Below are 20,977 nucleotides of genomic sequence, written 5' to 3' on the forward strand. Positions count from 1 at the left end.
TTTGAACTTCGCGCCGGCCACGCCGCTCTGACGGGGAACACGGCACGGAGACTCACCATGCAACTGCAAGGCAAGACAGCGCTGGTCACGGGCGGCGCGGGCGGTATCGGCAGGGCCATTGCGCTGCGGCTGGCGCGCGAGGGGGCGGACGTGGTGGTGGCGGTGCACCGGCATGACGCCGATGCCGACGAGACCGCCGACGGCGTGCGCGCCGCCGGGCGCCGCGCCCACGTGGTGGCCGGCGACATCGGCAACGTGGCGCAGGCGTTTGCGCTGGTCGACGCTGCCGTGCAGGCGGTGGCCCCGTCGGGCAGCCTCGACATCCTCGTCAACAACGCCGGCGTGGAGGTGCGCGCGCCGTTTGCCGACGTGACCGAGGCCGACTACGACCGCGTGCTCGACACCAACCTCAAGGGCCCGTTCTTCCTGACCCAGCGCTTCGTCAGGCACCGGCTGGACCGCAAGCTGGGCGGCAAGGTCATCAACATCAGCTCGGTGCACGAGGACCTGCCGTTCCCGCATTTCACAAGCTACTGCGCCAGCAAGGGCGGCCTGCGGATGATGATGCGCAACCTTGCCATCGAACTGGCGCCGGCTGGCATCACCGTCAACAACATCGCGCCCGGCGCGATCCAGACGCCGATCAACCGCAAGCTGATGGCCAGCCCCGACCAGTTGCAGTCTCTGCTGACCAATATCCCGCTGGGCCGGCTGGGCCAGCCCGAGGAAGTGGCCGGGCTGGTGGCCTACCTGGCCAGCGCCGACGCGGACTACATCACGGGCGCCACGCTCGTCATCGATGGCGGACTCCTCTGGAACTATGCGGAACAATGACGCCCCACCCGCCGGCCGCGTGCCGCACGTTGCCGCGCGCACCGCGCCGGCCCAGGCTGACGCCACGCCGCGCCCCGCCGCCAGCGACGCCGGCACGGCCCCCCGGCTGACGCACTGCCACGCGCACGCGCCGTCCATCACCCACCTGCCCACGCCTGCGCCATGCACGTTGCCGGGCTGCCACGACGCGGATACGGTGTCGCCGGCCGAGCGCTACGCCGAGCTGTTCGTCGACGTGCAGTCCAGTGGCATGTTCGCCGACAGCAAGACGTTTCCGGACTGCATCCCGCTGGCGCCACCCGAGACCATCCTGGCCTGCTACCGCGAGCAGCGCGACGCGGCCGGGTTCTCGCTCGAAGCGTTCGTGCGCACCTATTTCGCGCGCGAGACGGTGCCGGACGACCACTACGAATCGAACCCGGACAACTCGCTGCGCGAGCATATCGACGGCCTCTGGCCCGTGCTGACGCGCGAGCCCGCCGAGCATCCGCCGCTGTGCTCGCTGCTGCCGCTGCCCCGGCCGTACGTGGTGCCGGGCGGCCGCTTCCGCGAGCTGTACTACTGGGATTCGTACTTCACGATGCTGGGCCTTTCCGCCAGCGGCCGGCACGACCTGCTGCGCGCGATGGCCGACAACTTCGCCTACCTGCTGGACACCTACGGACTGGTGCCGAACGGCACGCGCACGTACTACCTGAGCCGGTCGCAGCCGCCGGTGTTCGCCCTGATGACGGGCCTGTTCGAGGACCAGGGCGTGGACGCGGCCGTGCGCTACCTGCCCCAACTGGCGCGCGAGTATGCGTTCTGGATGGACGGCGTGGGGCACCTGCAGCCGTGCCAGGCGCACCGCAGGCTGGTGCGGCTGCCCGACGGCGCGTACCTGAACCGCTACTGGGACGACCGCGCCCATCCGCGCGAGGAAGCCTACCTGGAAGATGTCGACACGGCGCGCCGCGCCAGCCGGCCCGCCCACCTGGTGTTCCGGGACCTGCGCGCGGCGGCCGAATCGGGCTGGGACTTCAGCTCGCGCTGGTGCGAGCCCGACCCGGTGGCCGGGCAGGCCGCCTGCGACCTGGCCACCATCCGCACCACGGCCATCCTGCCCGTGGACCTGAACGCGCTGCTCTGGTACACCGAATGCCGCCTGGCGGAACTGAGCGAGCGGTCCGGCGACGCTGACGCCGCCGCGCGCTACCGCGAGGCCGCCGAACGCAGGCGGCAGGCCATCGCCGCCATCATGTGGGACGACGGCGCCGGCGCGTTCACGGACTTCGACTGGCACCGCGGCACGGCGCGCCCGCACCTGAGCGCCGCCACGCTGATGCCGCTGTTCCTGGGCGTGGCCACGCCGGCACAGGCGGCGCGCGTGGCCGACGCGGTATCCGCCCGGCTGCTGGAGGAAGGCGGGCTGGCCACGACCGAGATCGACTCCGGCCAGCAATGGGACCGCCCCAACGGCTGGGCGCCGCTGCAGTGGGTAGGCATCATCGGGCTGCGGAAGTACGGCTTCGACGCGCTGGCCGACGACATCGCCCAACGCTGGCTGCGCACGGTCGGCAGCCTCTATGCATCGGAATACAAGCTCGTGGAGAAATACCGGCTGCAGCGGCGCAGGTCCGGCAGCGCCGAAGGCGGCGGGGGCGGCGAGTATCCGCTGCAGGACGGCTTTGGCTGGACCAACGGCGTGGTCAGCGCGCTGCTGGCGCTGTACCCGGCCGATCCGGCCCGCCACAGCCGGGCGGGCCAGCCGGCGCCGGCGGGTTGAGCGGGCGGTGGAACGGGCGGCGGAACCCCGCGCCGACGTCGACATTCGGAATCGCGTTCCTTTGTTCAGAATTCGACAATGCACTGCGGCAAATGCTGGCGACTGTTCCTGAAACGCCAATAACTCACATGAGTTATTGGCGCATCCGCCGCCGGCCCTCACACTAGCCGGAGGGTCATTCGACACGACCCTAAACGACTTGGCAACTCTTACTACCCCGGCGATCCCGCGCGTCGGGGTATTTCTTTTTGGGGCGGCAAACCTGCCCCACGCGTCCGCCCAGCGCCGCAGCAGGTTGTGATAGACGCCCGTCAGGCCAATGACCGACGCGTGGGTGTGGCCCAGTTCGGCCGATTACACTGGCGGCTTCCCGGACTGGCCGGGTATCCAGATTTCTCGATTTATGCAGCCGACATCACCTGCCTCCCTGATCGACTTCCGCGCCGATCCCGCGCCCACCCACGACAACCCGCGCCCGGACCGGCTGGTGACTGGCAACCCCGACCGCACCACGTGGACGCACTACAGCGCGGCCCAGGGGGATTTCGACTGCGGGATCTGGGGGTGCGAACCGGGCGCGTGGCGCATTGCCTTTCCGGCCGGCAAGGAAGAGTTTTTCCACGTGATCAGTGGCCGGCTGCGGATCACCAGCCATACTGGAGACGCCCGCGAGTTCGGGCCGGGCGATGCCTGCGTGATTCCCGCGGGCTTCGAAGGCGTGTTCGAGGTCATCGAAACCGTCCGCAAGCATTTCGTCGTGATCGACCGCAACGCGGGCTGAGCCGGCCCGCAGGAGCCCCTGCCATGCCAAGCTGTGCCGCCGTCCCGCTTGCCGCGTCCCGCGCCCTCGCCACCCTGACGACCTTCGCAGCGCTTGCCGCGCCCGGCCCGGCCGCGTTCGCGCAGGGCAATCCGTCGGCACCGCCGGCACAGGAAGCCGCGCCGCCTGCCGCCTCCGCGCCCCTGCCGGCCCGGCCCGTGGCCGTGACGCCGAGTTTCGACTGCAAGAAGGCGGAAGGACAGGTCGAGCAGCTGGTCTGCAAGGACACCACGCTGGCCCGGCTCGACCGCGAGACCACGCGGCTCTATGGCCTGGCGCTCGATGCCCGCTCACTGCCCACGGCGCAGAAGAAGACGCTGCTGGCCGAGCAACGTGGCTGGGTCAAGGGCCGCAACGACTGCGCGCAGGCCGACGACGCGCCCAACTGCATCGCCACCACCTACCTGCGCCGGATCTATGACCTGCGCCATGGCTACGCGGGCGCCCGCACGCAGGATGATCGCGGCATCAGCCGGGGGCCGTTCAATATCCGGTGCGGGGGCGTGGACGCGGTCATCGCGGGCACCTTCGTGCAGACCGATCCCGGCTATGCCTATCTGCGCTGGCTGGATCAACAGGTGGTGCTGCGGCAGACGCCGGCGGCATCCGGCGCGCGCTACGCCGCGACGCTCAAGGATGGTGAAGCGCTGTTCTGGGACAAGGGACCCGACGCGCTGCTGACCCTGCCCGGCAAGCCCGACATGCAGTGCCGCGTGGAAATGGCGGCCCACTGAGCCGCCCCCCTTTAGGCCGTCAGGCCGCCTCGCCGCTCCAGCGCCGCAGCAGGTCGATGGTGCCGCCCCCGGCGTCGCACGCGGCCTGGCCGATTTCCCGCGCCCAGTAGCGTTCCGAGCCATCGGCCACGCGCCAGGCGTGGAGGCGTCGCGTCAGCAATTGCAGGTCGTATTCCTCGGTGATGCCGATGGCGCCGTGCACGGCGTGGGCCATCGACGTGACCGGCCCCACCGCGTCGCTGGCGTTGCACTTGGCGATGGCCGCGTCCATGCGCGACGGGCGCGTGCCGGGGCCGCCGAACGCCAGCTGCACGGCCATCCGCACCATCGCCACCTGCTCGGCCATCACGCTGATCTGGTGCTGGATGGCCTGGAACTTGCCGATGGCCCGGCCAAACTGCTCACGGTCGTTGGCGTACTGGAGCGTCATGTCGAAGACGCGCGCGATGGCGCCGGCCATCTGCGCCGCGTGCAGCGCCGCGCCCACCGTGCGCAGCGTGCCGGGCGCCAGCGCGAACGTCGCGGCGGCCGGGCAGGCCACGCTGACCGTCAGGTCGCCATGCACGCCGGTCGGCGCCACGTCGGCGGCGTCGCGCGGCACCAGCCACGCCCAGTCTGCATCCTGCGCCAGGAACCAGCGCGCCGCCGCGCCATCGGCAACCTGCGCGCGGGGCTGGCCGTCCAGGCAGGCCAGTGCGATGGGGCCGTCCGGCACCTCGCGCTTGGCCTCGTCCAGCAGCGCGCGCGCGAACATCGTCTGCGCCAGCGGCAGCGGCACCACGTACTGGCCGGCCAGCGACAGCATCGGCAGCACATCCGATAAGGACAGGCCCGCGTCGGGCCGCAGGCTGTCGGCAAAGCCGCTGGCGTCGAGCCGCGCCCAGAGCGGCGCGGCGTCGCCACCGGCCTCGATGGCGCGTACCATGGCCGGCCCGCAGTGGTCGCGCAGCACGGCTTCGAGCGCGTCGGCGTAGAGGTTGTCCATTCCGCTCTCCATGTCAGCGCAGCCCCAGCCCGCGCGCGATCATGCCGCGCAGGATCTCGCGCGTGCCACCGCGCAGCGAATACGTCGGCGATATCTGGCTCACGTAGGCGGCCGTGCGATAGAGGTCCGCATTGGCGGCCAGCGCCGGGTCGTCGCCCAGCGCGGCCTCCGCCAGCGCGCCGATCGACTGTTCCAGCTCGGTGCCCAGGTCCTTGACCAGCGCCGCCTCGACGAGCGGGCTCTTCCCCGCGGCCAGCCGCGCCGTCACCGCCAGCGACATCGCGCGCAACGCCGCCAGCCGCGCCAGGATCTGGCCGACGGCCACCGTGTCGCGCCGAGCGGGCGGCAGGTCGCGCAGCGCCGCCAGCCAGGCGTCCAGCAGCACCACGCTCGAATACAGCCGCTCCGGGCCGCTGCGCTCGAACGCCAGTTCCGCGTTCACCTGTTCCCAGCCGGCGCCTTCCTGGCCGACCAGCGCGTCAGCCGGCAGGTGGACGTCATCGAACGCGACTTCCGAGAAATGCGCGTCGCCGGCCAGGTCGCGGATCGGCCGCACCGTCACGCCGGGCAGCGACAGGTCGACGATCACCTGCGACAGCCCGCGCTGCCGGTCGCCCGCATCGCCCGACGTGCGCACCAGCGCCAGCATGTAGTGGCAGCGGTCGGCATTGGTCGTCCAGATCTTGCGCCCGCTGAGCCGCCAGCCGCCATCGGGCAGCGGCGCGGCGCGCGTGGTCACGCTGGCCAGGTCCGATCCCGCGTTTGGCTCGCTCATGCCGATGCAGAAGAACGCCTCGCCACGGCAGATGCGCGGCAGGTAGTGCGCGCGCTGCGCGTCGGAGCCGTAGCGCAGGATCAGCGGGCCGCTCTGGCGGTCGGCGATCCAGTGCGCGGACACCGGCGCGCCGCACGCGAGCATTTCCTCCACGAGCACGAAGCGCGAGAACGCGTCGAGCCCCGCGCCGCCGTACTGCGTCGGCAGCGTGATGCCGACCCAGCCGCGCCGGGCCAGCGCACGGCTGAAGCCGGCGTCGAAGCCCATCCACGAACGCGCCCGCACGTCGGGCGGCGTGGGGGGCAGATGCTCCCGAAGGAACGCCTTGACCTCCTGCCGCAACGCGGCGGCGGGGCCCGGCAGCGCGGTCAGCGCGAACGTGCCAAACAGCGGATGCAATGTGGACTCCTGGCGGCTAAGCGTGGTGATGGGCGGCGATGGGCGGCGATGGGCGGCGGTCAGTCGAGCGTCACGCCCGAGTCCTTGACCACCTTGCCCCAGCGGTCGATTTCCTGCGCCACGTAGCGGCCGTACGCCTCGGGCGTGGACCCGCGCGGCTCGGCGCCCTGGGCGGCCAGGCTGCCGCGCACGTCGGCCGATGCCAGCGCCTTGGTCACGGCCGCGTTGAGCCGCTGGACGATCTCGGGCGGCGTTCTGGCGGGCACCATCATGCCCTGCCACGCGCCCACCTCGAACCCCTGCATGCCCGATTCGGCCAGCGTCGGCACGTCGGGCAACTGCGCGCTGCGCGTGGCGCTGGTCACCGCCAGCGCCTTCATGCGCTTGTCGCGGATGAATGGCAGCGACGAGTTGATCGTATCGGTCATGAACTGCACCTGCCCGCTGGCCAGGTCCGTCAGCGCCGGCGCGCTGCCCTTGTACGGTGCGTGCACCGCGTCGAGCCCGTTGGCCTGCAGGAACAGGAACGCGGCCAGGTGCGTGACGTTGCCGTTGCCGGCCGATCCGTACGTCATCTTGCCCGGATGCGCCTTGAGCCATGCCACGAACTCCGGCACGGTGCTGGCCGGCACCTGCGCGTTCACTTCCAGCACCAGCGGCACGTTGGCGGTCATCGCCACGGGCAGCAGGTCGCGCCGCACGTCGTAGGGCAGCTTTTTGTACAGCGCCGGGCTCAGCGCGATGGACGACGTGTTGTACAGCACCGTGTAGCCGTCGGCCGGTGCCTTGGCGACGATCTCGTTGCCGATGTTGCCGTTGGCGCCGGGCCGGTTGTCCACCAGCACCTGCTGGCCCAGTTCTTCCGACATCTTCCGGGCGATCACGCGCGACACGAGGTCCGTGGGGCCGCCCGGCGGAAACGGCACCACGAGCCGGATCGGCTTGTCGGGATAGGCGGCGTGCGCGGGCATGGCGCCCAGTGCCAGGCTGCAGGCGGCCACGGCGGCCAGCCCCTTGCGGGCCAGCGCCGACAGCGGCAGGCGGCGGGCGGTGATGCGTGGTATTGGCATGGTTGTCTCCTCCGGTGAATACCGTTGGCGCCGACGGCGTGTCCCCGCCGCTGGCGTCCGTGCGCGCCGGGCGCCTAGGCTTCGCGCCCCGCCAGCAGCCGGCGCGCGGTGTACGTCATGACCCGTTCGTCGCGCTGGTTGAAGACCTCGATCGACGAATCGACCACGGCGCGGCCGCTTTTCGACGTGGGGCGGATGCCGGTCACGGTCACGCGGGCGCGGATGGTGTCACCAACCAGCACCGGCGCGTGGATCTGCTGCGTCAGTTCCAGCATCGCCAGCCCGGTGCCCTGGATCATCGTCTGCAGGATGAAGCCCTCGATCAGCGCGTACGTCAGCGCCGCCGGCACGGGCCGGCCCTTGATCGCACCGCCCGCGTAGCCCGATTCGATGAAGATGGCCTCCAGCATGCCCGTCACCGAGATGAAGTTGACGAGGTCGGTCTCGGTCACGGTGCGGCGGAACGTCTCGAAAACCTGCCCGGTCTCGATGTCCTGCCAGTAGTAGCCCTGTCCCAGGCGTTGCGGTTGCGGCTGTGTCATGCGTGTCTCCTGTTGTGAGTCGGCCCAGGGGTCAGCCCAGCGCCGCGATCTCGTCGTCGCTGAGTCCGATGCTGCCCAGCACCTCGCGCGTGTGCTCGCCCAGCCGGGGCGGCACGCCGGCATGGGCGCGCTGGCCGTCAAAGCGCACCGGCGCCCCCGGAAAGCGCAGCGTGCCCATGGCCGGGTCCTGCACCGCATCGAAAAAGCCGGTGGCGCGCAGGTGCGGGTCGTCGACAAGTTCGTCCAGGCCGTTGACGCGGGCCACCGGGATCTGCAGTCCTTCGCAGAGTTCGATCCAGTCGGCGGTGTCGCGCGCCCGCACCAGCTCGCCGGTGATCTCGTAAAGCGTCTCGATATGGCGCGTACGCGCGGCGATGTCGGCAAAGCGCGGGTCGGCGGCCAGGTCGTCGCGGCCGGCCGCGCGGAAGAAGTCGCGCCAGTGCGCGTCGGTGTACGGCATCATGCAGACGTAGCCGTCGGCGGTCTGGTACGGCCGGCGCAGCGGCGCCAGCACGCGCGGATAGCCGGCCTGCGCGCGCGGCGGGTCGAAATGCTGGCCGTACAGGTGCTCGACCAGGTTGAACGCCACCATCGACTCGAACATCGGCACCTCCACCATGCCGCCCTGCCCGCCATTGCGCGCGCGGCCGGCCAGCGCTGCCGAGATCGACAGCGCGGCCACCAGGCCGCTGGTCTTGTCGGCCGCGATCGTCGGGAAGTAGCGCACGGTGCCGGTCTGCGCGGCCATCAGCGCGGCATTGCCGCACAGGCCCTGGATGATGTCGTCGTAGGCGGGCCGGCCGCCGTACGGGCCGTCCTCGGCAAAGCCAAGCAGGCTGACGTAGACCAGTTGCGGATGGCGCGCCATGACGCTGGCCGGGTCCAGGTCCAGCTTGCCCAGCTTCTGCGGGCGCATGCTGTGCAGGAACACGTCGGCCGTATCCAGCAGCCGGTGCAGCGCGGCCTGCGCGGCCGGCTGCTTCAGGTTCAGCACCACGCTTTTCTTGCTGCGGTTGACGCCCAGGAAGATCGCGGACATGCCTTCCTCGGTGGCCGGGCCGGTGCGGCGCGTGGAATCGCCATCGGGGGTTTCCACCTTGATCACCTCGGCGCCAAGGTCGGCCAGCCACTGGCTGGCATAGGGGCCCATCACGACCGTGGACAGGTCGATGACGCGGATACCGGACAGGGGCAGCATCGCGGGGGTCTCCTTGTTTCTGGAATCGAATGGACCCCAGCGTAGCCCCGCGCGGCGCTTGCGTCTAATATTCCTTTTTTAGGAACCGATATCCCGACAGTATCGCCATGGACCTGCGCCAGCTCCAGCAATTCGTCGTGCTCGCCGAGACCGGCAACTTCCACCGGGCGGCCGAGCAGCTCCACATGGCGCAGCCGCCGCTGTCGATCTCGATCCGCAAGCTGGAGGCGTCGCTGGGCACGCCGCTGTTCCTGCGGACCACGCGCGGCGTGCGGCTGACCCAGGCCGGCGAGGCCGCGCTGGACGACGCCCGGCGCGCGCTGTTCCACGCCGCGCAGGTGCGGGCCGCCGCGCAGTCCGCCGCGCACGGCGAACGCGGCGCGCTGCGCATCGGCTTTGTCGGCTCGGCCACCTACGCGCTGCTGCCGCGGCTGATCCCGGCCTTCCGCGAGGCCCATCCCGGCATCGAACTGATCCTGCACGAATCGACCTCGGCGTCGATCCTGGAGCGGATCGGGCGCGGCCAGCTCGACGCCGGGTTGGTGCGGTTCCCGATCCTCGACAGCGGCCCGTTTCAGCTACTGCCGCTGGAATCGGACACCTTCATGGCCGCCGTGCCGGCCGACAGCCCGTACGCCGCGCACGACAGCATCGCGCTGAAGGCGCTGGCCGCCGAGCCGTTCATCATGCATCCCCATGCCGATGTGCCCAACCTGCGGGCCGTGGCGATGCTGCTGTGCCAGCAGGCCGGCTTCGTGCCGCGCATCGCCCAGGAGGCCGTGCAGGTGCAGACCATCGTCAGCCTGGTGGAAAGCGGGCTGGGCGTGGCGCTGGTGCCGGGCGTCACGGCGCGGTACACCACGCGGCGGGTGCGCTTCCTGCGGCTGTCCAGCCCCCGGCCGGCGGCCCGCATCGGCATCGCGCTAGCCACGCAGCAGGATGCCGACGACCGCCATGTCCAGCGCTTTATCGCGGTGGCGCAGCGGCTGGCCAAGGAATAGCGGCGGGGCGACGGTGTCGACCGGGCGGCACCCGCGACCCGCGCTTCGATTTCTTTCAGGACGACCCAGAAGAAATTCAGATCACGGCGTGACAGCATCGCGGCGCCATACCGGTGCGCGCCGCGATTCAGGCTGACGGCGCATGACCCCCAGTCAGAGCCGAACTTGTCCGCATCTGCGGCCCGGGTGCATGTCTTGACACTCGGCGTAGCCATTCCTTTAATGAGTACGCATTCCCGAGCACAGGCCGAGGAGATCATGGACCCGCGCAGCGTTGACGATCCCCAGCGCAAGAAGGAAGAGGTGCGCAGCTTTCTGTTTCTGACGGCCGTGATGGTGCCGGTGCTGTCCGTGATCATCGTGGCCGGCTACGGCTTCATCGTCTGGATGAGCCAGCTCATCAGCGGCCCGCCCACGCATTAACAGGACCGCCAGAAAGCACAGCCTCGGCAGAATTGGCCCAAAGTCCAATTGCCATCGAGAAGAAAACCTGCAAAAGCAGTCTTGTCAGGAGTCGACGCATGCCTGAAAGACGTTCCATCCCCATCCAGCCGGCCGCCCCGGACGACGAGTGGCATATCGCCGGCATCATGGTCTTTGCCCAGCCGGGCCAGCTTGAGCGCGTGCGCCATGCCATCGACGCCATGACCGGGGTCGAAGTCCACGCCGTCAGCGACGCCGGCAAGCTCGTGGTGACCGCCGAGGCCCCCACCTCGCAGGCCATCGTCGCCCAGCTCACCTGCTTGCACCAACTGGAAGGCGTGGTATCCGCCACGCTGGTCTACCAGCACAACGAAGACGCCGCAGCCATGCACGAGGAGATTGCCGATGTCAGTCACGCGCCGTGATTTCATCAAGCAGACGGCCATCGCGGCAACCGCCTCCGTGGCGGGTATCCCGGTGCCTGGCGAGGCCGCCAATTTCGTCACCGACAGCGAAGTCACCAAGCTGAAATGGTCGAAGGCGCCCTGCCGCTTCTGCGGCACCGGCTGCGGCGTGACCGTGGCCGTGCGCGACAACAAGGTGGTGGCCACACAGGGCGACCCGCAGTGCGAGGTCAACAAGGGGCTGAACTGCGTCAAGGGCTACTTCCTGTCGAAGATCATGTACGGCCAGGACCGGCTGACCCGCCCGCTGCTGCGCATGAAGAATGGCAAGTACGACAAGAACGGCGAATTCGCGCCCGTGAGCTGGGACCAGGCGTTCGACGAGATGGAGCGCCAGTTCAAGCGCGTGCTCAAGGACAAGGGCCCGACGGCGGTCGGCATGTTCGGATCGGGCCAGTGGACGATCTGGGAAGGATACGCCGCGTCCAAGCTGATGAAGGCCGGGTTCCGCTCGAACAACATCGACCCGAACGCGCGCCACTGCATGGCGTCGGCCGTGACCGGCTTCATGCGTACCTTCGGCATGGACGAGCCGATGGGCTGCTACGACGACTTCGAGGCCGCCGACGCCTTCGTGCTGTGGGGCTCGAACATGGCCGAGATGCACCCGATCCTCTGGACCCGCATCACCGACCGGCGCCTGAGCCACCCGAAGACCCGCGTGGCGGTGCTGTCCACGTTCACGCACCGGTCGTTCGACCTGGCCGACCTGCCGATCATCTTCACGCCGCAGACGGACCTGGCGATGCTGAACTACATCGCCCACCACATCATCCAGACCAACCGCGTCAACAAGGACTTCGTCAACAAGCACACGGTGTTCAAGGAGGGCGTGACCGACATCGGCTACGGCCTGCGGCCGGACAACCCGCTGCAGAAGGCCGCCAGGAATGCCGGCAACCCGACCGACGCCAAACCGATCACCTTTGACGAATTTGCGAAGTTCGTCTCGAAGTACGACGCCAACTACGTCAGCAAGCTTTCCGGCGTGCCGAAGGACAAGCTCGAACAACTGGCCGAGCTGTACGCGGACCCGAACGTCAAGGTCATGTCGCTGTGGACCATGGGCTTCAACCAGCACACGCGCGGCACGTGGGTCAACAACATGGTCTACAACGTCCACCTGCTGACCGGCAAGATCGCCACGCCGGGCAACAGCCCGTTCTCGCTGACCGGGCAGCCGTCGGCGTGCGGCACCGCGCGCGAGGTGGGCACGTTCGCCCACCGGCTGCCGGCCGACATGGTCGTGACCAACCCCAAGCACCGCGCGGAAGCCGAGCGCATCTGGAAACTGCCCGCCGGCACCATCCCCGACAAGGTGGGCTACCACGCCGTGCTGCAGAACCGCATGCTCAAGGACGGCAAGCTCAACGCCTACTGGGTGCAGGTCAACAACAACATGCAGGCCGCCGCCAACATGATGCAGGAGGGGCTGCCCGGCTACCGCAACCCGGACAACTTCATCGTCGTGTCCGACGTCTACCCCACGGTCACGGCCCTGTCGGCCGACCTGATCCTGCCCAGCGCCATGTGGGTGGAAAAGGAAGGCGCCTACGGCAACGCCGAGCGCCGCACGCAGTTCTGGCACCAGCTTGTGGACGCCCCGGGCGAGGCGAAGTCCGACCTGTGGCAGCTCATGGAGTTTTCCAAGCGCTTCAAGATCGAGGACGTCTGGCCCGCCGACCTGATCGCCAAGCAGCCCGACGTGCGCGGCAAGACGCTGTTCGACGTGCTGTTCCGCAACGGCAACGTCGACAAGTACCCGCTCAAGGAGACCAACAGCGGCTACAACAACGCCGAGGCCAAGGTCTTCGGCTTCTACGTGCAGAAGGGACTGTTCGAGGAATACGCGGCGTTCGGGCGCGGCCACGGCCACGACCTGGCCCCGTTCGACGCCTACCACGAGGCGCGCGGGCTGCGCTGGCCCGTGGTCAACGGCAAGGAAACGCGCTGGCGCTACCGCGAGGGCAGCGACCCGTACGTCAAGGCCGGCAACGGCTATCAGTTCTACGGCAATCCCGACGGCAAGGCCGTGATCTTCGCCCTGCCCTACGAGCCGCCGGCAGAGGCGCCGGACAAGGAGTACCCGTTCTGGCTGGCCACGGGCCGCGTGCTCGAACACTGGCACTCGGGCTCGATGACGCGCCGCGTGCCGGAGCTGTACCGCGCGTTCCCGAACGCGGTGTGCTTCATGCATCCGGAAGATGCGCGCGCGATGGGCCTGCGGCGCGGCGTGGAGGTGGAGGTGGTGTCGCGGCGCGGCCGCATGCGCACCCGCATCGAGACCCGGGGCCGCGACGCGCCGCCGCGCGGCCTGGTGTTCGTGCCGTGGTTCGATGCCAGCCAGCTCATCAACAAGGTCACGCTGGACGCCACCTGCCCGATCTCGCTGCAGACCGACTTCAAGAAGTGCGCGGTCAAGATCGTCAAGGTCTGACCGACGGCCACCAAGGAGACGCCATGGAAGCAGACGCCCTGAAAGCCAGCCGGCACCGCGCCACGTGGCTGGTGTTCGCCGCCTGGCTGCTGGTCGCGCTGGTCACGCTGCTGGTGCCGCCGGCCGGCGCGCAGGGGCTGGTCGACGCGATGCGCGGCCCCACCCCGGTCGGCGACGAGGCCAAGGCGCCGCTGCTGTACCCCACCGAGAACAAGGACATCCGCCGCACGCGCAACTACACGATGCAGCCGCCCACGATCCCGCACAAGATCGACGGCTACCAGCTCGACAAGGACTTCAACCGCTGCATGTTCTGCCACGCGCGCACCAAGACCGAGGAAACCGGCGCCATCCCGGTCAGCATCACGCACTACATGGACCGCGACAACAACGTGCTGGCCGAGGTCTCGCCACGGCGCTACTTCTGCACCCAGTGCCACGTGCCGCAGGCCGACGCCAAGCCGCTGGTCGGCAACTCGTTCGTCGACGTGGAGACCATGCTGAGGCGTGCCGGCGGCGAGAAAGGGGCCAAGGGCGGCAACGCCCGGGCGGGCACCACGAGCACCAAGTAACCACACGGCCGCACCGACCGGGGCAAGCGATGACGGGCAGATTCTGGGATCTCATCAAGCGGTACTGGCGCACCATCAACCGGCCCAGCGCGTACTTCAGCCTGGGCTTCCTGACCGTGGGCGGCTTCATCGCCGGCGTGCTGTTCTGGGGCGCGTTCAACACGGCGCTGGAGCTGACCAACACCGAGCAGTTCTGCACCGGCTGCCACGAGATGCGCGACAACGTGTACCAGGAGCTGCAGGGGACGATCCATTTCACCAACCGCAGCGGCGTGCGCGCCAAATGCTCGGACTGCCACGTGCCGCACAACTGGACCAGCAAGATGGCGCGCAAGATGCAGGCGTCCAAGGAAGTCTGGGCCAAGATCTTCGGCACCGTCGACACGCGCGAGAAGTTCCAGGCCCACCGCCTGACGCTGGCGCAGCACGAATGGGCGCGCTTCAAGGCCAACGATTCGCTCGAATGCCGCAACTGCCACGACTACCAGTCGATGGACTTCACGCGCCAGAGCCCGCGCGCGCAGGCCATGCATTCCACCTACCTGGCCAACAAGGAGAAGACGTGCATCGACTGCCACAAGGGCATTGCGCACCGGCTGCCCGACGTGGCCAAGGCCCAGGAGCCGTAGCGCCATGGCCGCCGCGCTGGAGGCCAGCGAGCTGACCGTCCGGCGCATGGGCCGGACGATCTTCCGCGACGTCGGCGTGGCGCTGGCGCCGGGCGGGCTGCTGCAGGTCGTCGGCCCCAACGGCGCGGGCAAGACCACGCTGCTGCGCGTGCTGTCGAGCCTGCTGCAGCCGGCCGCGGGCCAGCTTGCATGGCTCGGGCGCCCGGTGCGCGCGGGCGATGCCGACTACCTGGCCAGCCTGGCCTACGTCGGCCACACCAACGGCATCGACGCCGACCTTGGCCCGCTCGACAACCTGCGCTTCGCCGCGCGCATGGCCGGGCTGCGGCCCGATACGGCCGCGCTGCGGCAGGCGCTGGCGCGGCTCGGGCTCGATCGCGTGGCCGAAACGCCCGTGCGGGCGCTGTCGCAGGGCCAGCGGCGGCGCGTCAGCCTGGCCCGGCTGGCGCTGGCGCCGCGCCGGCTGTGGCTGCTGGACGAGCCGCTGACGTCGCTCGACCGTGACGCCGCCGACCGCTTCCACGCGATGCTTGGCGCGCACCTGGCCGACGGCGGCATGGCGGTAGTCGCCACGCACCAGCCGCTGGACGTACCCGGTGGCGCGGTGCTGGCGCTGCGCGGCGCCGAGGGGCGGCCATCATGATCGCCACCACCGGGGTGCTCGGCGCCGTGGTCGCGCACGACCTGTCGCTGGCGTGGCGGCGCCGCACCAGCCTGCTGGCCAGCGTGGTGTTCTTCGTGATCGTCTGCAGCCTGTTTCCGCTGGCCATCGGCCCCGACCCCCAGCAACTGCGCGCGCTGGCGCCGGGCATCCTCTGGGTGGCCGCGCTGCTGGCGTCGATGCTGTCGCTGTCGCGCCTGTTCGCGCAGGAATACGCCGATGGCAGCCTGGACCAGCTGCTGCTCTCGCCCCATCCGCTGGCGCTGCTGGTGCTGGGCAAGATCTGCGCGCACTGGCTGACCAGCGGCCTGCCGCTGCTGGTGCTGACGCCGCTGCTGGCGCAGCAATACAGCCTGCCCGGCGCGGCCACGTTGCTGCTGACCGCGTCGCTGCTGGTCGGCACGCCCGCGCTGAGCCTGATCGGCGCGGTGGGCGCGGCGCTGACGCTGGGCGTGCGCGGCGGCGCGGTGCTGCTGTGCATCCTGGTGCTGCCGCTGTCGATCCCGGTGCTGGTGTTCGGCGCCAGCGCCGGCGCGGCCGCCGACGCGGGGCTCAGCGTGGCGCCGCATTTCTCGCTGCTGGGCGCCTGCCTGGCGCTGTCGCTGCTGCTCTGCCCGCTGGCGGCGGCGGCCGGCCTGCGCATCGCCATGGAGTGACACGATGACCCGCCACGCCTCGCTGCCCGACGCCTCGCCATCGCCCGCCGCCTGTCCGCTGCCGCCCGCGCGCCTGCGCTGGACCGCGCTGGCCGCGCCGGTGCGCTTCTATCCGCTGGCCGGCCGGCTGGCGCCGTGGTGCTTCGCGCTGGCGGCCGTGTGGCTCGCGGTGGGGCTCTGGCTCGGCTTTGTCGTGGCCCCCACCGACGCCCAGCAGGGCGAGGTCTACCGCATCATCTTCATCCACGTGCCGGCTGCGTGGATGTCGATGTTCATCTACCTGGTGATGGCCATCTACGGCGCGCTGTCGCTGGTGCTGCGCACGCGCCTGTCCGCGATGATGGCGTCGGCGCTGGCGCCCACGGGCGCCATGTTCACGTTCCTGGCGCTCTGGACCGGCGCGCTCTGGGGCAAGCCGACGTGGGGCACATGGTGGGTCTGGGACGCGCGGCTGACGTCCGAGCTGATTTTGCTGTTCCTCTACCTCGGCTTCCTGGCGCTGGAATCGGCCATCGACGAGCCGCGCCGCGCCGAGCGGGCCTGCGCGGTGCTGGCCGTGGTGGGCGTGGTGAACCTGCCGGTCATCTACTTCTCGGTGCAATGGTGGAACACGCTGCACCAGGGCGCGTCGGTGAGCCTGACGGCCGCGCCGACCATGGCCGCGACGATGCTGGCCGGCATGCTGGCGATGACGCTGGCCTGCTGGCTGTACACGATTGCCGTCGCGCTGGTGCGCGTGCGCTGCATCCTGCGCGAGCGCGGCGAAGTGGGGAGGCTGCGAGCATGAGCGGTCATACGGCGTACATCGTCGGCGCGTTCGGCGTGGCATTGGCCGCCATCGTGCTGGAACTGGGCTGGCTGGCGCGGCGGCGCCGGCGCGGCACGGCTGACGGGCGGAGCGACGCGCCATGATGACCGCGCGCCAGCGGCGCCTGGGCCTGCTGCTTGCCGCGCTGGTCTGCGGCAGCGTGGCGCTGGCGCTTGTGCTCAATGCGTTCCGGTCGAACCTGGTGTTCTTCTTCAGCCCCAGCCAGATTGCCGCGCAGGAGGCGCCCACCGCGCGGGCGTTCCGGCTGGGCGGGCTGGTGGCGCCCGGCTCCATCCGGCGCGAGGGCGAGAGCCTGACCATCCGCTTCATCGTCACCGATACGCGGCACACGGTGCCCGTGGTCTATCGCGGCCTGCTGCCGGACCTGTTCCGCGAAGGCAAGGGCGTGGTGGCGCGCGGCATGCTCGATGCCAGCGGCACGTTCGTGGCCAGCGAGGTGCTGGCCAAGCATGACGAGAACTACATGCCCCCGGAGGCCGCCGAGGCCCTGAAGCGGGCCGCCAACGACAGCGCCCCCGGCGCGAAGGCGCAGCGATGATCGTCGAACTGGGCCACTTCGCGCTGATCTGCGCGCTGCTCGCGGCGCTGGTGCAGGGCGTGCTGCCGCTGGCTGGCGCGCCGCGCGGCTTCGTGCCGTGGCTGGCGCTGGCGCGCCCGGCGGCGGTCATCCAGTGCGTGCTGGTGCTGGCCGCGTACCTGACGCTCACGTGGGCGTTCGTCGACAACGATTTCAGCGTGCGCTACGTGGCCGGCAACTCGAACAGCGCGCTGCCGCTGGTGTACCGGCTGGCCGCCGTCTGGGGCGGGCACGAGGGGTCGATGCTGCTGTGGACGCTGATGCTCGCGGGCTGGTCGCTGGCCGTGGCGCTGTGCAGCCGGCGCCTGCCGCTGGCGTTCGTGGCGCGCGTGCTGGGCGTGATGGGCGCGATCTCCACCGGGCTGCTGCTGTTCCTGCTGTTCGCGTCGAACCCCTTCGTGCGGCTGCTGCCGCGCACGATGGAAGGCCGCGACCTCAACCCGCTGCTGCAGGACCCCGGCATGGTGTTCCATCCGCCGTTCCTCTACATGGGCTACGTAGGCTTTGCGGTGGCCTTTGCGTTCGCGCTGGCGGCGCTGCTGGAAGGCCGGCTGGACGCGGCGTGGGCGCGCTGGTCGCGGCCGTGGACCACGCTGGCGTGGGCGTTCCTGACCGTCGGCATCGCGCTGGGCAGCCTGTGGGCCTACTACGAGCTGGGCTGGGGCGGCTGGTGGTTCTGGGACCCGGTCGAAAATGCGTCGTTCATGCCGTGGCTGGCCGGCACGGCGCTGATCCACTCGCTGGCCGTTACCGAAAAACGCGGCGCGTTCCGCGCGTGGACCGCGCTGCTGGCCATCTTCACGTTCTCGCTGAGCCTGCTGGGCACGTTCCTGGTGCGCTCGGGCGTGCTCACGTCGGTCCACGCATTCGCGGTGGACCCACGGCGCGGCGTATTCATCCTGACGCTGCTGGCGCTGGTCACGGGCCTGGCGCTGGCGATCTTTGCGTGGCGCGCGCCGCAACTGCGGCGCGGCACCGCGTTCAGCCTGGCGTCGCGCGAGACGTTCCTGCTGGCCAACAACGTGCTGCTGGCCGTGGCGGCGTCGGCGGTGCTGCTCGGCACGCTCTATCCGCTGCTGCTCGATGTGATGGGCCTTGGCAAGGTGTCGGTGGGCCCGGCCTACTTCGAGCAGGTGTTCGTGCCGCTGATGGCGCCCGCCGTGCTGCTGATGGGCGCGGCGCCGCTGGCGCGCTGGCGCCGGGGCGACTGGCCGCCCGTGGCGCGTCGGCTGCGCTGGGCGGCCGTGGCCAGCGTGGTCATCGCGCTGGGCCTGCTGCTGGTGCTGCGCCACCGCTCCGCGCTGACCGGGCTGGGGCTGACGCTGGCGCTGTGGTGCATCGCCAGCGCGCTGGCCAGCCTGGCAGACCGGCTGCGGCACCGGCCCGGCTGGCTGGCGGCGCTGCGCCAGCTACCGGCCGGCTACTGCGGCATGCTGCTGGCCCACGCGGGCGTGGGCGTGTTCATCGTCGGCGTGACGCTGGTGGGCAGCCAGGAGACCCTGCGCGAGCTGCCGATGCGGCCCGGCGACAGCGTGACCGTGAACGGCTACGCGTTCCGCTTTGACGGCGTGCTGCCCGTGGCCGGGCCGAACTACGAGGCGCTGCGCGCGGTGCTGACGGTGACGCGGGACGGCCGGCCCGTCACGACGCTGGGCACCGAGCGGCGCATCTACCGCAGCCAGGACATGCCCACCACCGAGGCCGCCATCGACACCGGCTTCACGCGCGATCTCTACGTGGCCGTGGGCGAGGCCGCCGGCGAGAAGACCTGGGCGGTGCGCATCTACGTCAAGCCGTTCGTGACATGGATCTGGGCCGGCTGCGGGCTGATGGCGCTGGGCGGACTGGTGGCCGCTGGCGACCGCCGCTACCGGGCGCGGCGGCGCGTGGCCGAAGTTGCGGACGTGACCGGGGCCGATGACGGCCGGCTGGCGCCGCTCTCGCAGGCCAAGGCAGGACAACCGGTGCCGGGAGCCACGCCATGACCCGCTTCCTGCTGCCGCTGGCATTGTTCCTGGCAATCGTCCTGGCGCTGGGCGCCGGCCTGCGCCACGATCCGCGCGAGCTGCCGTCGGCGCTGGTCGGCAAACCCGCCCCGGCATTTGCGTTGCCGGTGCTGGCCGCGCAGGATGGGCCCCGGACGGTGACCACCGCGGACCTGCGCGGCAAGGTGTGGATTCTCAACGTCTGGGCGTCGTGGTGCGCGGCGTGCCGGTCCGAGCATCCGCTGCTGGTCGACTTTGCGGCGCGCTCGCCGGTGCCGGTCTACGGCCTGAACTACAAGGACACGCCGCCCGCCGCGCTGGCGTGGCTGCGCGAGATGGGCGATCCGTACCGCCAGTCGCTGGTCGATGCCGATGGCCGCGCGGGTATCGACTTCGGCGTCTATGGCGTGCCCGAGACCTACGTGATCGACGCCCAGGGCGTGGTGCGCTACCGCCAGGTGGGTCCGCTCACGCGCGACGTGCTGGAGCATCGCATCCAGCCGCTGCTCGACCAGTTGCGCGGAGATGGCCATGCCTAGCCGCCGCTGGCACACGCTGCGCACGTTGCTGGTGCTGCTGGCGGTGCTGGCGGGCCCGGCGGACGCCGCCGCGCCCGACCCCGCCCTGGACGCGCGCGTGCACGCGCTGGCGCAGCAGTTGCGCTGCATGGTCTGCCAGAACCAGACGCTGGCCGATTCCAACGCGCCGCTGGCCGTGGACCTGCGTGGGCAGATCCGCGCGCAGATGGCCCAGGGCGCCAGCGATATGGCGATCAAGGATTTCCTGGTCCAGCGCTACGGCGACTTCGTGCTCTACGATCCGCCGTTCAAGCCGGCCACGTGGGCGCTGTGGCTCGGCCCGTTCGCGCTGCTGGCCGGCATCGTGGCGATGCTGTGGCGGCGCCGGCGGGCCACGGCGACGGCCGCGCTGGCGGCGGGCGAAATCCTCCCGCCCCGGCCGGCAGAACCGCCACCGCCCCGCCGCGCCGGCGCGCGCTGGACGTCGGCCGCGCTGTGCCTGTGCCTGCCGCCGGCCGCGGCGGCGATCTACCTGCACCTGGGCAACCCGTCGGCGGTCTGGCAGCGGGCCGATGCGCACGACCTGTCCGGCGACACGCACGCGCCCCAGATCGGCCAGATCGAGGCCATGTTGGACCAGCTCGCGCGCCGGCTGCAGGCCAAGCCCGACGACGCCACGGGCTGGACCATGCTCGCGCGCTCGTACACGGTGCTCGAACGGTTCGACGATGCCGCCTCGGCCTACGCCCGGGCCATTGCGCTGGCGCCCGGCGTGGCCTCGCTCCATTCCGACTACGCCGACGTGCTGGCGAGCCTGGACGATGGATCGCTCGAAGGCCGGGCGATGACCGAGATCCGCGCCGCGCTGGCCCACGACCCGGAAGACCCGAAGGGCCTGGCGCTGGCGGCCAGCGCCGCCGCCCAGCGCGGCGACGTGGCGCAGGCCATCGACTACTGGCAGCGGCTGTACCGGCTGCTGCCGCCCGATTCCCAGACCGCCACGCGCATCGCCGCCAATATCGCGGCGGCACAGGGCGCCGGGGCGCCGGCCAATGCCGCCACGCCGCGCTGAACCTGCGGCACGGCGCCACATCGTCCGGAAT

At 70.5% G+C, this 20,977-nt stretch carries 23 protein-coding genes; 18 read left to right on the top strand and 5 right to left on the bottom strand.

Annotated features, from left to right (window positions below; translation table 11 throughout):
* The first annotated feature begins 57 nt into the window (after positions 1-57).
* The 4 genes from EHF44_RS19600 (at position 58) to EHF44_RS19620 (ending at position 4,153) form a co-directional block, all read left to right on the top strand.
* Complete coding sequence (locus EHF44_RS19600) at positions 58-834, top strand: SDR family NAD(P)-dependent oxidoreductase (protein ID WP_124685409.1); 777 nt, start codon at positions 58-60, stop codon at positions 832-834.
* Positions 821-2,599 (top strand): alpha,alpha-trehalase TreF, encoded by a 1,779-nt coding sequence (treF, locus tag EHF44_RS19605; protein ID WP_124685410.1) that lies wholly within the window; start codon positions 821-823, stop codon positions 2,597-2,599. The genes EHF44_RS19600 and treF overlap by 14 nt, the downstream gene beginning before the upstream one ends.
* Before the next feature lie 403 nt (positions 2,600-3,002).
* Positions 3,003-3,380: a cupin domain-containing protein gene (locus tag EHF44_RS19615; RefSeq protein ID WP_124686677.1), complete on the top strand. Its 378-nt coding sequence runs from the start codon at positions 3,003-3,005 to the stop codon at positions 3,378-3,380.
* Positions 3,381-3,403: 23 nt separating this feature from the next.
* On the top strand, positions 3,404-4,153 hold the full coding sequence (locus EHF44_RS19620; protein ID WP_253700261.1) for an MliC family protein: 750 nt from the start codon (positions 3,404-3,406) through the stop codon (positions 4,151-4,153).
* Between the two features lie 19 nt (positions 4,154-4,172).
* Here EHF44_RS19620 and EHF44_RS19625 read toward each other — a convergent pair whose 3' ends face one another.
* From EHF44_RS19625 to EHF44_RS19645, 5 genes are all read right to left on the bottom strand, one after another.
* Positions 4,173-5,138, bottom strand: a complete 966-nt coding sequence (locus EHF44_RS19625; protein WP_124685411.1) for an acyl-CoA dehydrogenase family protein — start codon at positions 5,136-5,138, stop codon at positions 4,173-4,175.
* A gap of 13 nt (positions 5,139-5,151) precedes the next feature.
* Positions 5,152-6,312: an acyl-CoA dehydrogenase family protein gene (locus EHF44_RS19630; RefSeq protein ID WP_124685412.1), complete on the bottom strand. Its 1,161-nt coding sequence runs from the start codon at positions 6,310-6,312 to the stop codon at positions 5,152-5,154.
* Positions 6,313-6,371: 59 nt separating this feature from the next.
* The gene (locus EHF44_RS19635) at positions 6,372-7,382 is read right to left on the bottom strand and encodes a Bug family tripartite tricarboxylate transporter substrate binding protein (RefSeq protein WP_124685413.1); all 1,011 of its coding nucleotides are present in this window, start codon (positions 7,380-7,382) and stop codon (positions 6,372-6,374) included.
* 74 nt (positions 7,383-7,456) lie between these two features.
* A complete protein-coding gene (locus EHF44_RS19640; protein WP_124685414.1) occupies positions 7,457-7,924 on the bottom strand; it encodes a MaoC family dehydratase in 468 nt (155 codons plus the stop codon).
* A gap of 31 nt (positions 7,925-7,955) precedes the next feature.
* Positions 7,956-9,122: a CaiB/BaiF CoA transferase family protein gene (locus tag EHF44_RS19645; RefSeq protein ID WP_124685415.1), complete on the bottom strand. Its 1,167-nt coding sequence runs from the start codon at positions 9,120-9,122 to the stop codon at positions 7,956-7,958.
* 107 nt (positions 9,123-9,229) lie between these two features.
* On the opposite strand from EHF44_RS19645, the gene EHF44_RS19650 reads away from it, so the two are divergent.
* From EHF44_RS19650 to EHF44_RS28990, 14 genes are all read left to right on the top strand, one after another.
* A complete protein-coding gene (locus EHF44_RS19650; RefSeq protein WP_124685416.1) occupies positions 9,230-10,123 on the top strand; it encodes a LysR family transcriptional regulator in 894 nt (297 codons plus the stop codon).
* Positions 10,124-10,381: 258 nt separating this feature from the next.
* Positions 10,382-10,546 carry a periplasmic nitrate reductase, NapE protein gene (gene napE, locus EHF44_RS19655; protein WP_124686679.1) on the top strand — a complete coding sequence of 55 codons (165 nt, stop codon included), beginning with the start codon at positions 10,382-10,384 and terminating at the stop codon, positions 10,544-10,546.
* A gap of 98 nt (positions 10,547-10,644) precedes the next feature.
* Positions 10,645-10,971 carry a chaperone NapD gene (locus EHF44_RS19660; RefSeq protein WP_124685417.1) on the top strand — a complete coding sequence of 109 codons (327 nt, stop codon included), beginning with the start codon at positions 10,645-10,647 and terminating at the stop codon, positions 10,969-10,971.
* Positions 10,952-13,447, top strand: coding sequence for a periplasmic nitrate reductase subunit alpha (napA, locus tag EHF44_RS19665; protein WP_124685418.1), 2,496 nt, complete (start codon positions 10,952-10,954; stop codon positions 13,445-13,447). The genes EHF44_RS19660 and napA overlap by 20 nt, the downstream gene beginning before the upstream one ends.
* Positions 13,448-13,470: 23 nt before the next feature.
* Positions 13,471-14,019 (top strand): nitrate reductase cytochrome c-type subunit, encoded by a 549-nt coding sequence (locus EHF44_RS19670; protein WP_253700263.1) that lies wholly within the window; start codon positions 13,471-13,473, stop codon positions 14,017-14,019.
* A gap of 29 nt (positions 14,020-14,048) precedes the next feature.
* On the top strand, positions 14,049-14,648 hold the full coding sequence (locus EHF44_RS19675) for a NapC/NirT family cytochrome c (RefSeq protein WP_124685419.1): 600 nt from the start codon (positions 14,049-14,051) through the stop codon (positions 14,646-14,648).
* Positions 14,649-14,652: 4 nt separating this feature from the next.
* Positions 14,653-15,291 (top strand): cytochrome c biogenesis heme-transporting ATPase CcmA, encoded by a 639-nt coding sequence (gene ccmA, locus EHF44_RS19680; RefSeq protein ID WP_124685420.1) that lies wholly within the window; start codon positions 14,653-14,655, stop codon positions 15,289-15,291.
* Entirely contained in the window at positions 15,288-15,965 is a 678-nt protein-coding gene (gene ccmB / locus EHF44_RS19685; RefSeq protein ID WP_124685421.1) for a heme exporter protein CcmB, read from the top strand. The genes ccmA and ccmB overlap by 4 nt, the downstream gene beginning before the upstream one ends.
* 4 nt (positions 15,966-15,969) lie before the next feature.
* Positions 15,970-16,752 carry a heme ABC transporter permease gene (locus EHF44_RS19690; protein ID WP_124685422.1) on the top strand — a complete coding sequence of 261 codons (783 nt, stop codon included), beginning with the start codon at positions 15,970-15,972 and terminating at the stop codon, positions 16,750-16,752.
* A complete protein-coding gene (gene ccmD, locus EHF44_RS19695; protein ID WP_124685423.1) occupies positions 16,749-16,877 on the top strand; it encodes a heme exporter protein CcmD in 129 nt (42 codons plus the stop codon). Before EHF44_RS19690 ends, ccmD begins: the two co-directional genes overlap by 4 nt.
* Complete coding sequence (gene ccmE / locus EHF44_RS19700) at positions 16,877-17,332, top strand: cytochrome c maturation protein CcmE (RefSeq protein WP_124686681.1); 456 nt, start codon at positions 16,877-16,879, stop codon at positions 17,330-17,332. The genes ccmD and ccmE overlap by 1 nt, the downstream gene beginning before the upstream one ends.
* Positions 17,329-19,356 carry a heme lyase CcmF/NrfE family subunit gene (locus tag EHF44_RS19705; RefSeq protein ID WP_124685424.1) on the top strand — a complete coding sequence of 676 codons (2,028 nt, stop codon included), beginning with the start codon at positions 17,329-17,331 and terminating at the stop codon, positions 19,354-19,356. Before ccmE ends, EHF44_RS19705 begins: the two co-directional genes overlap by 4 nt.
* Entirely contained in the window at positions 19,353-19,895 is a 543-nt protein-coding gene (locus EHF44_RS19710) for a DsbE family thiol:disulfide interchange protein (protein ID WP_124685425.1), read from the top strand. Before EHF44_RS19705 ends, EHF44_RS19710 begins: the two co-directional genes overlap by 4 nt.
* Positions 19,888-20,946 carry a cytochrome c-type biogenesis protein CcmH gene (locus tag EHF44_RS28990; RefSeq protein ID WP_124685426.1) on the top strand — a complete coding sequence of 353 codons (1,059 nt, stop codon included), beginning with the start codon at positions 19,888-19,890 and terminating at the stop codon, positions 20,944-20,946. The genes EHF44_RS19710 and EHF44_RS28990 overlap by 8 nt, the downstream gene beginning before the upstream one ends.
* Positions 20,947-20,977: the final 31 nt, after the last annotated feature.

This window comes from Cupriavidus pauculus, assembly GCF_003854935.1.
GTDB classification, from domain to species: Bacteria; Pseudomonadota; Gammaproteobacteria; order Burkholderiales; family Burkholderiaceae; genus Cupriavidus; species Cupriavidus pauculus_C.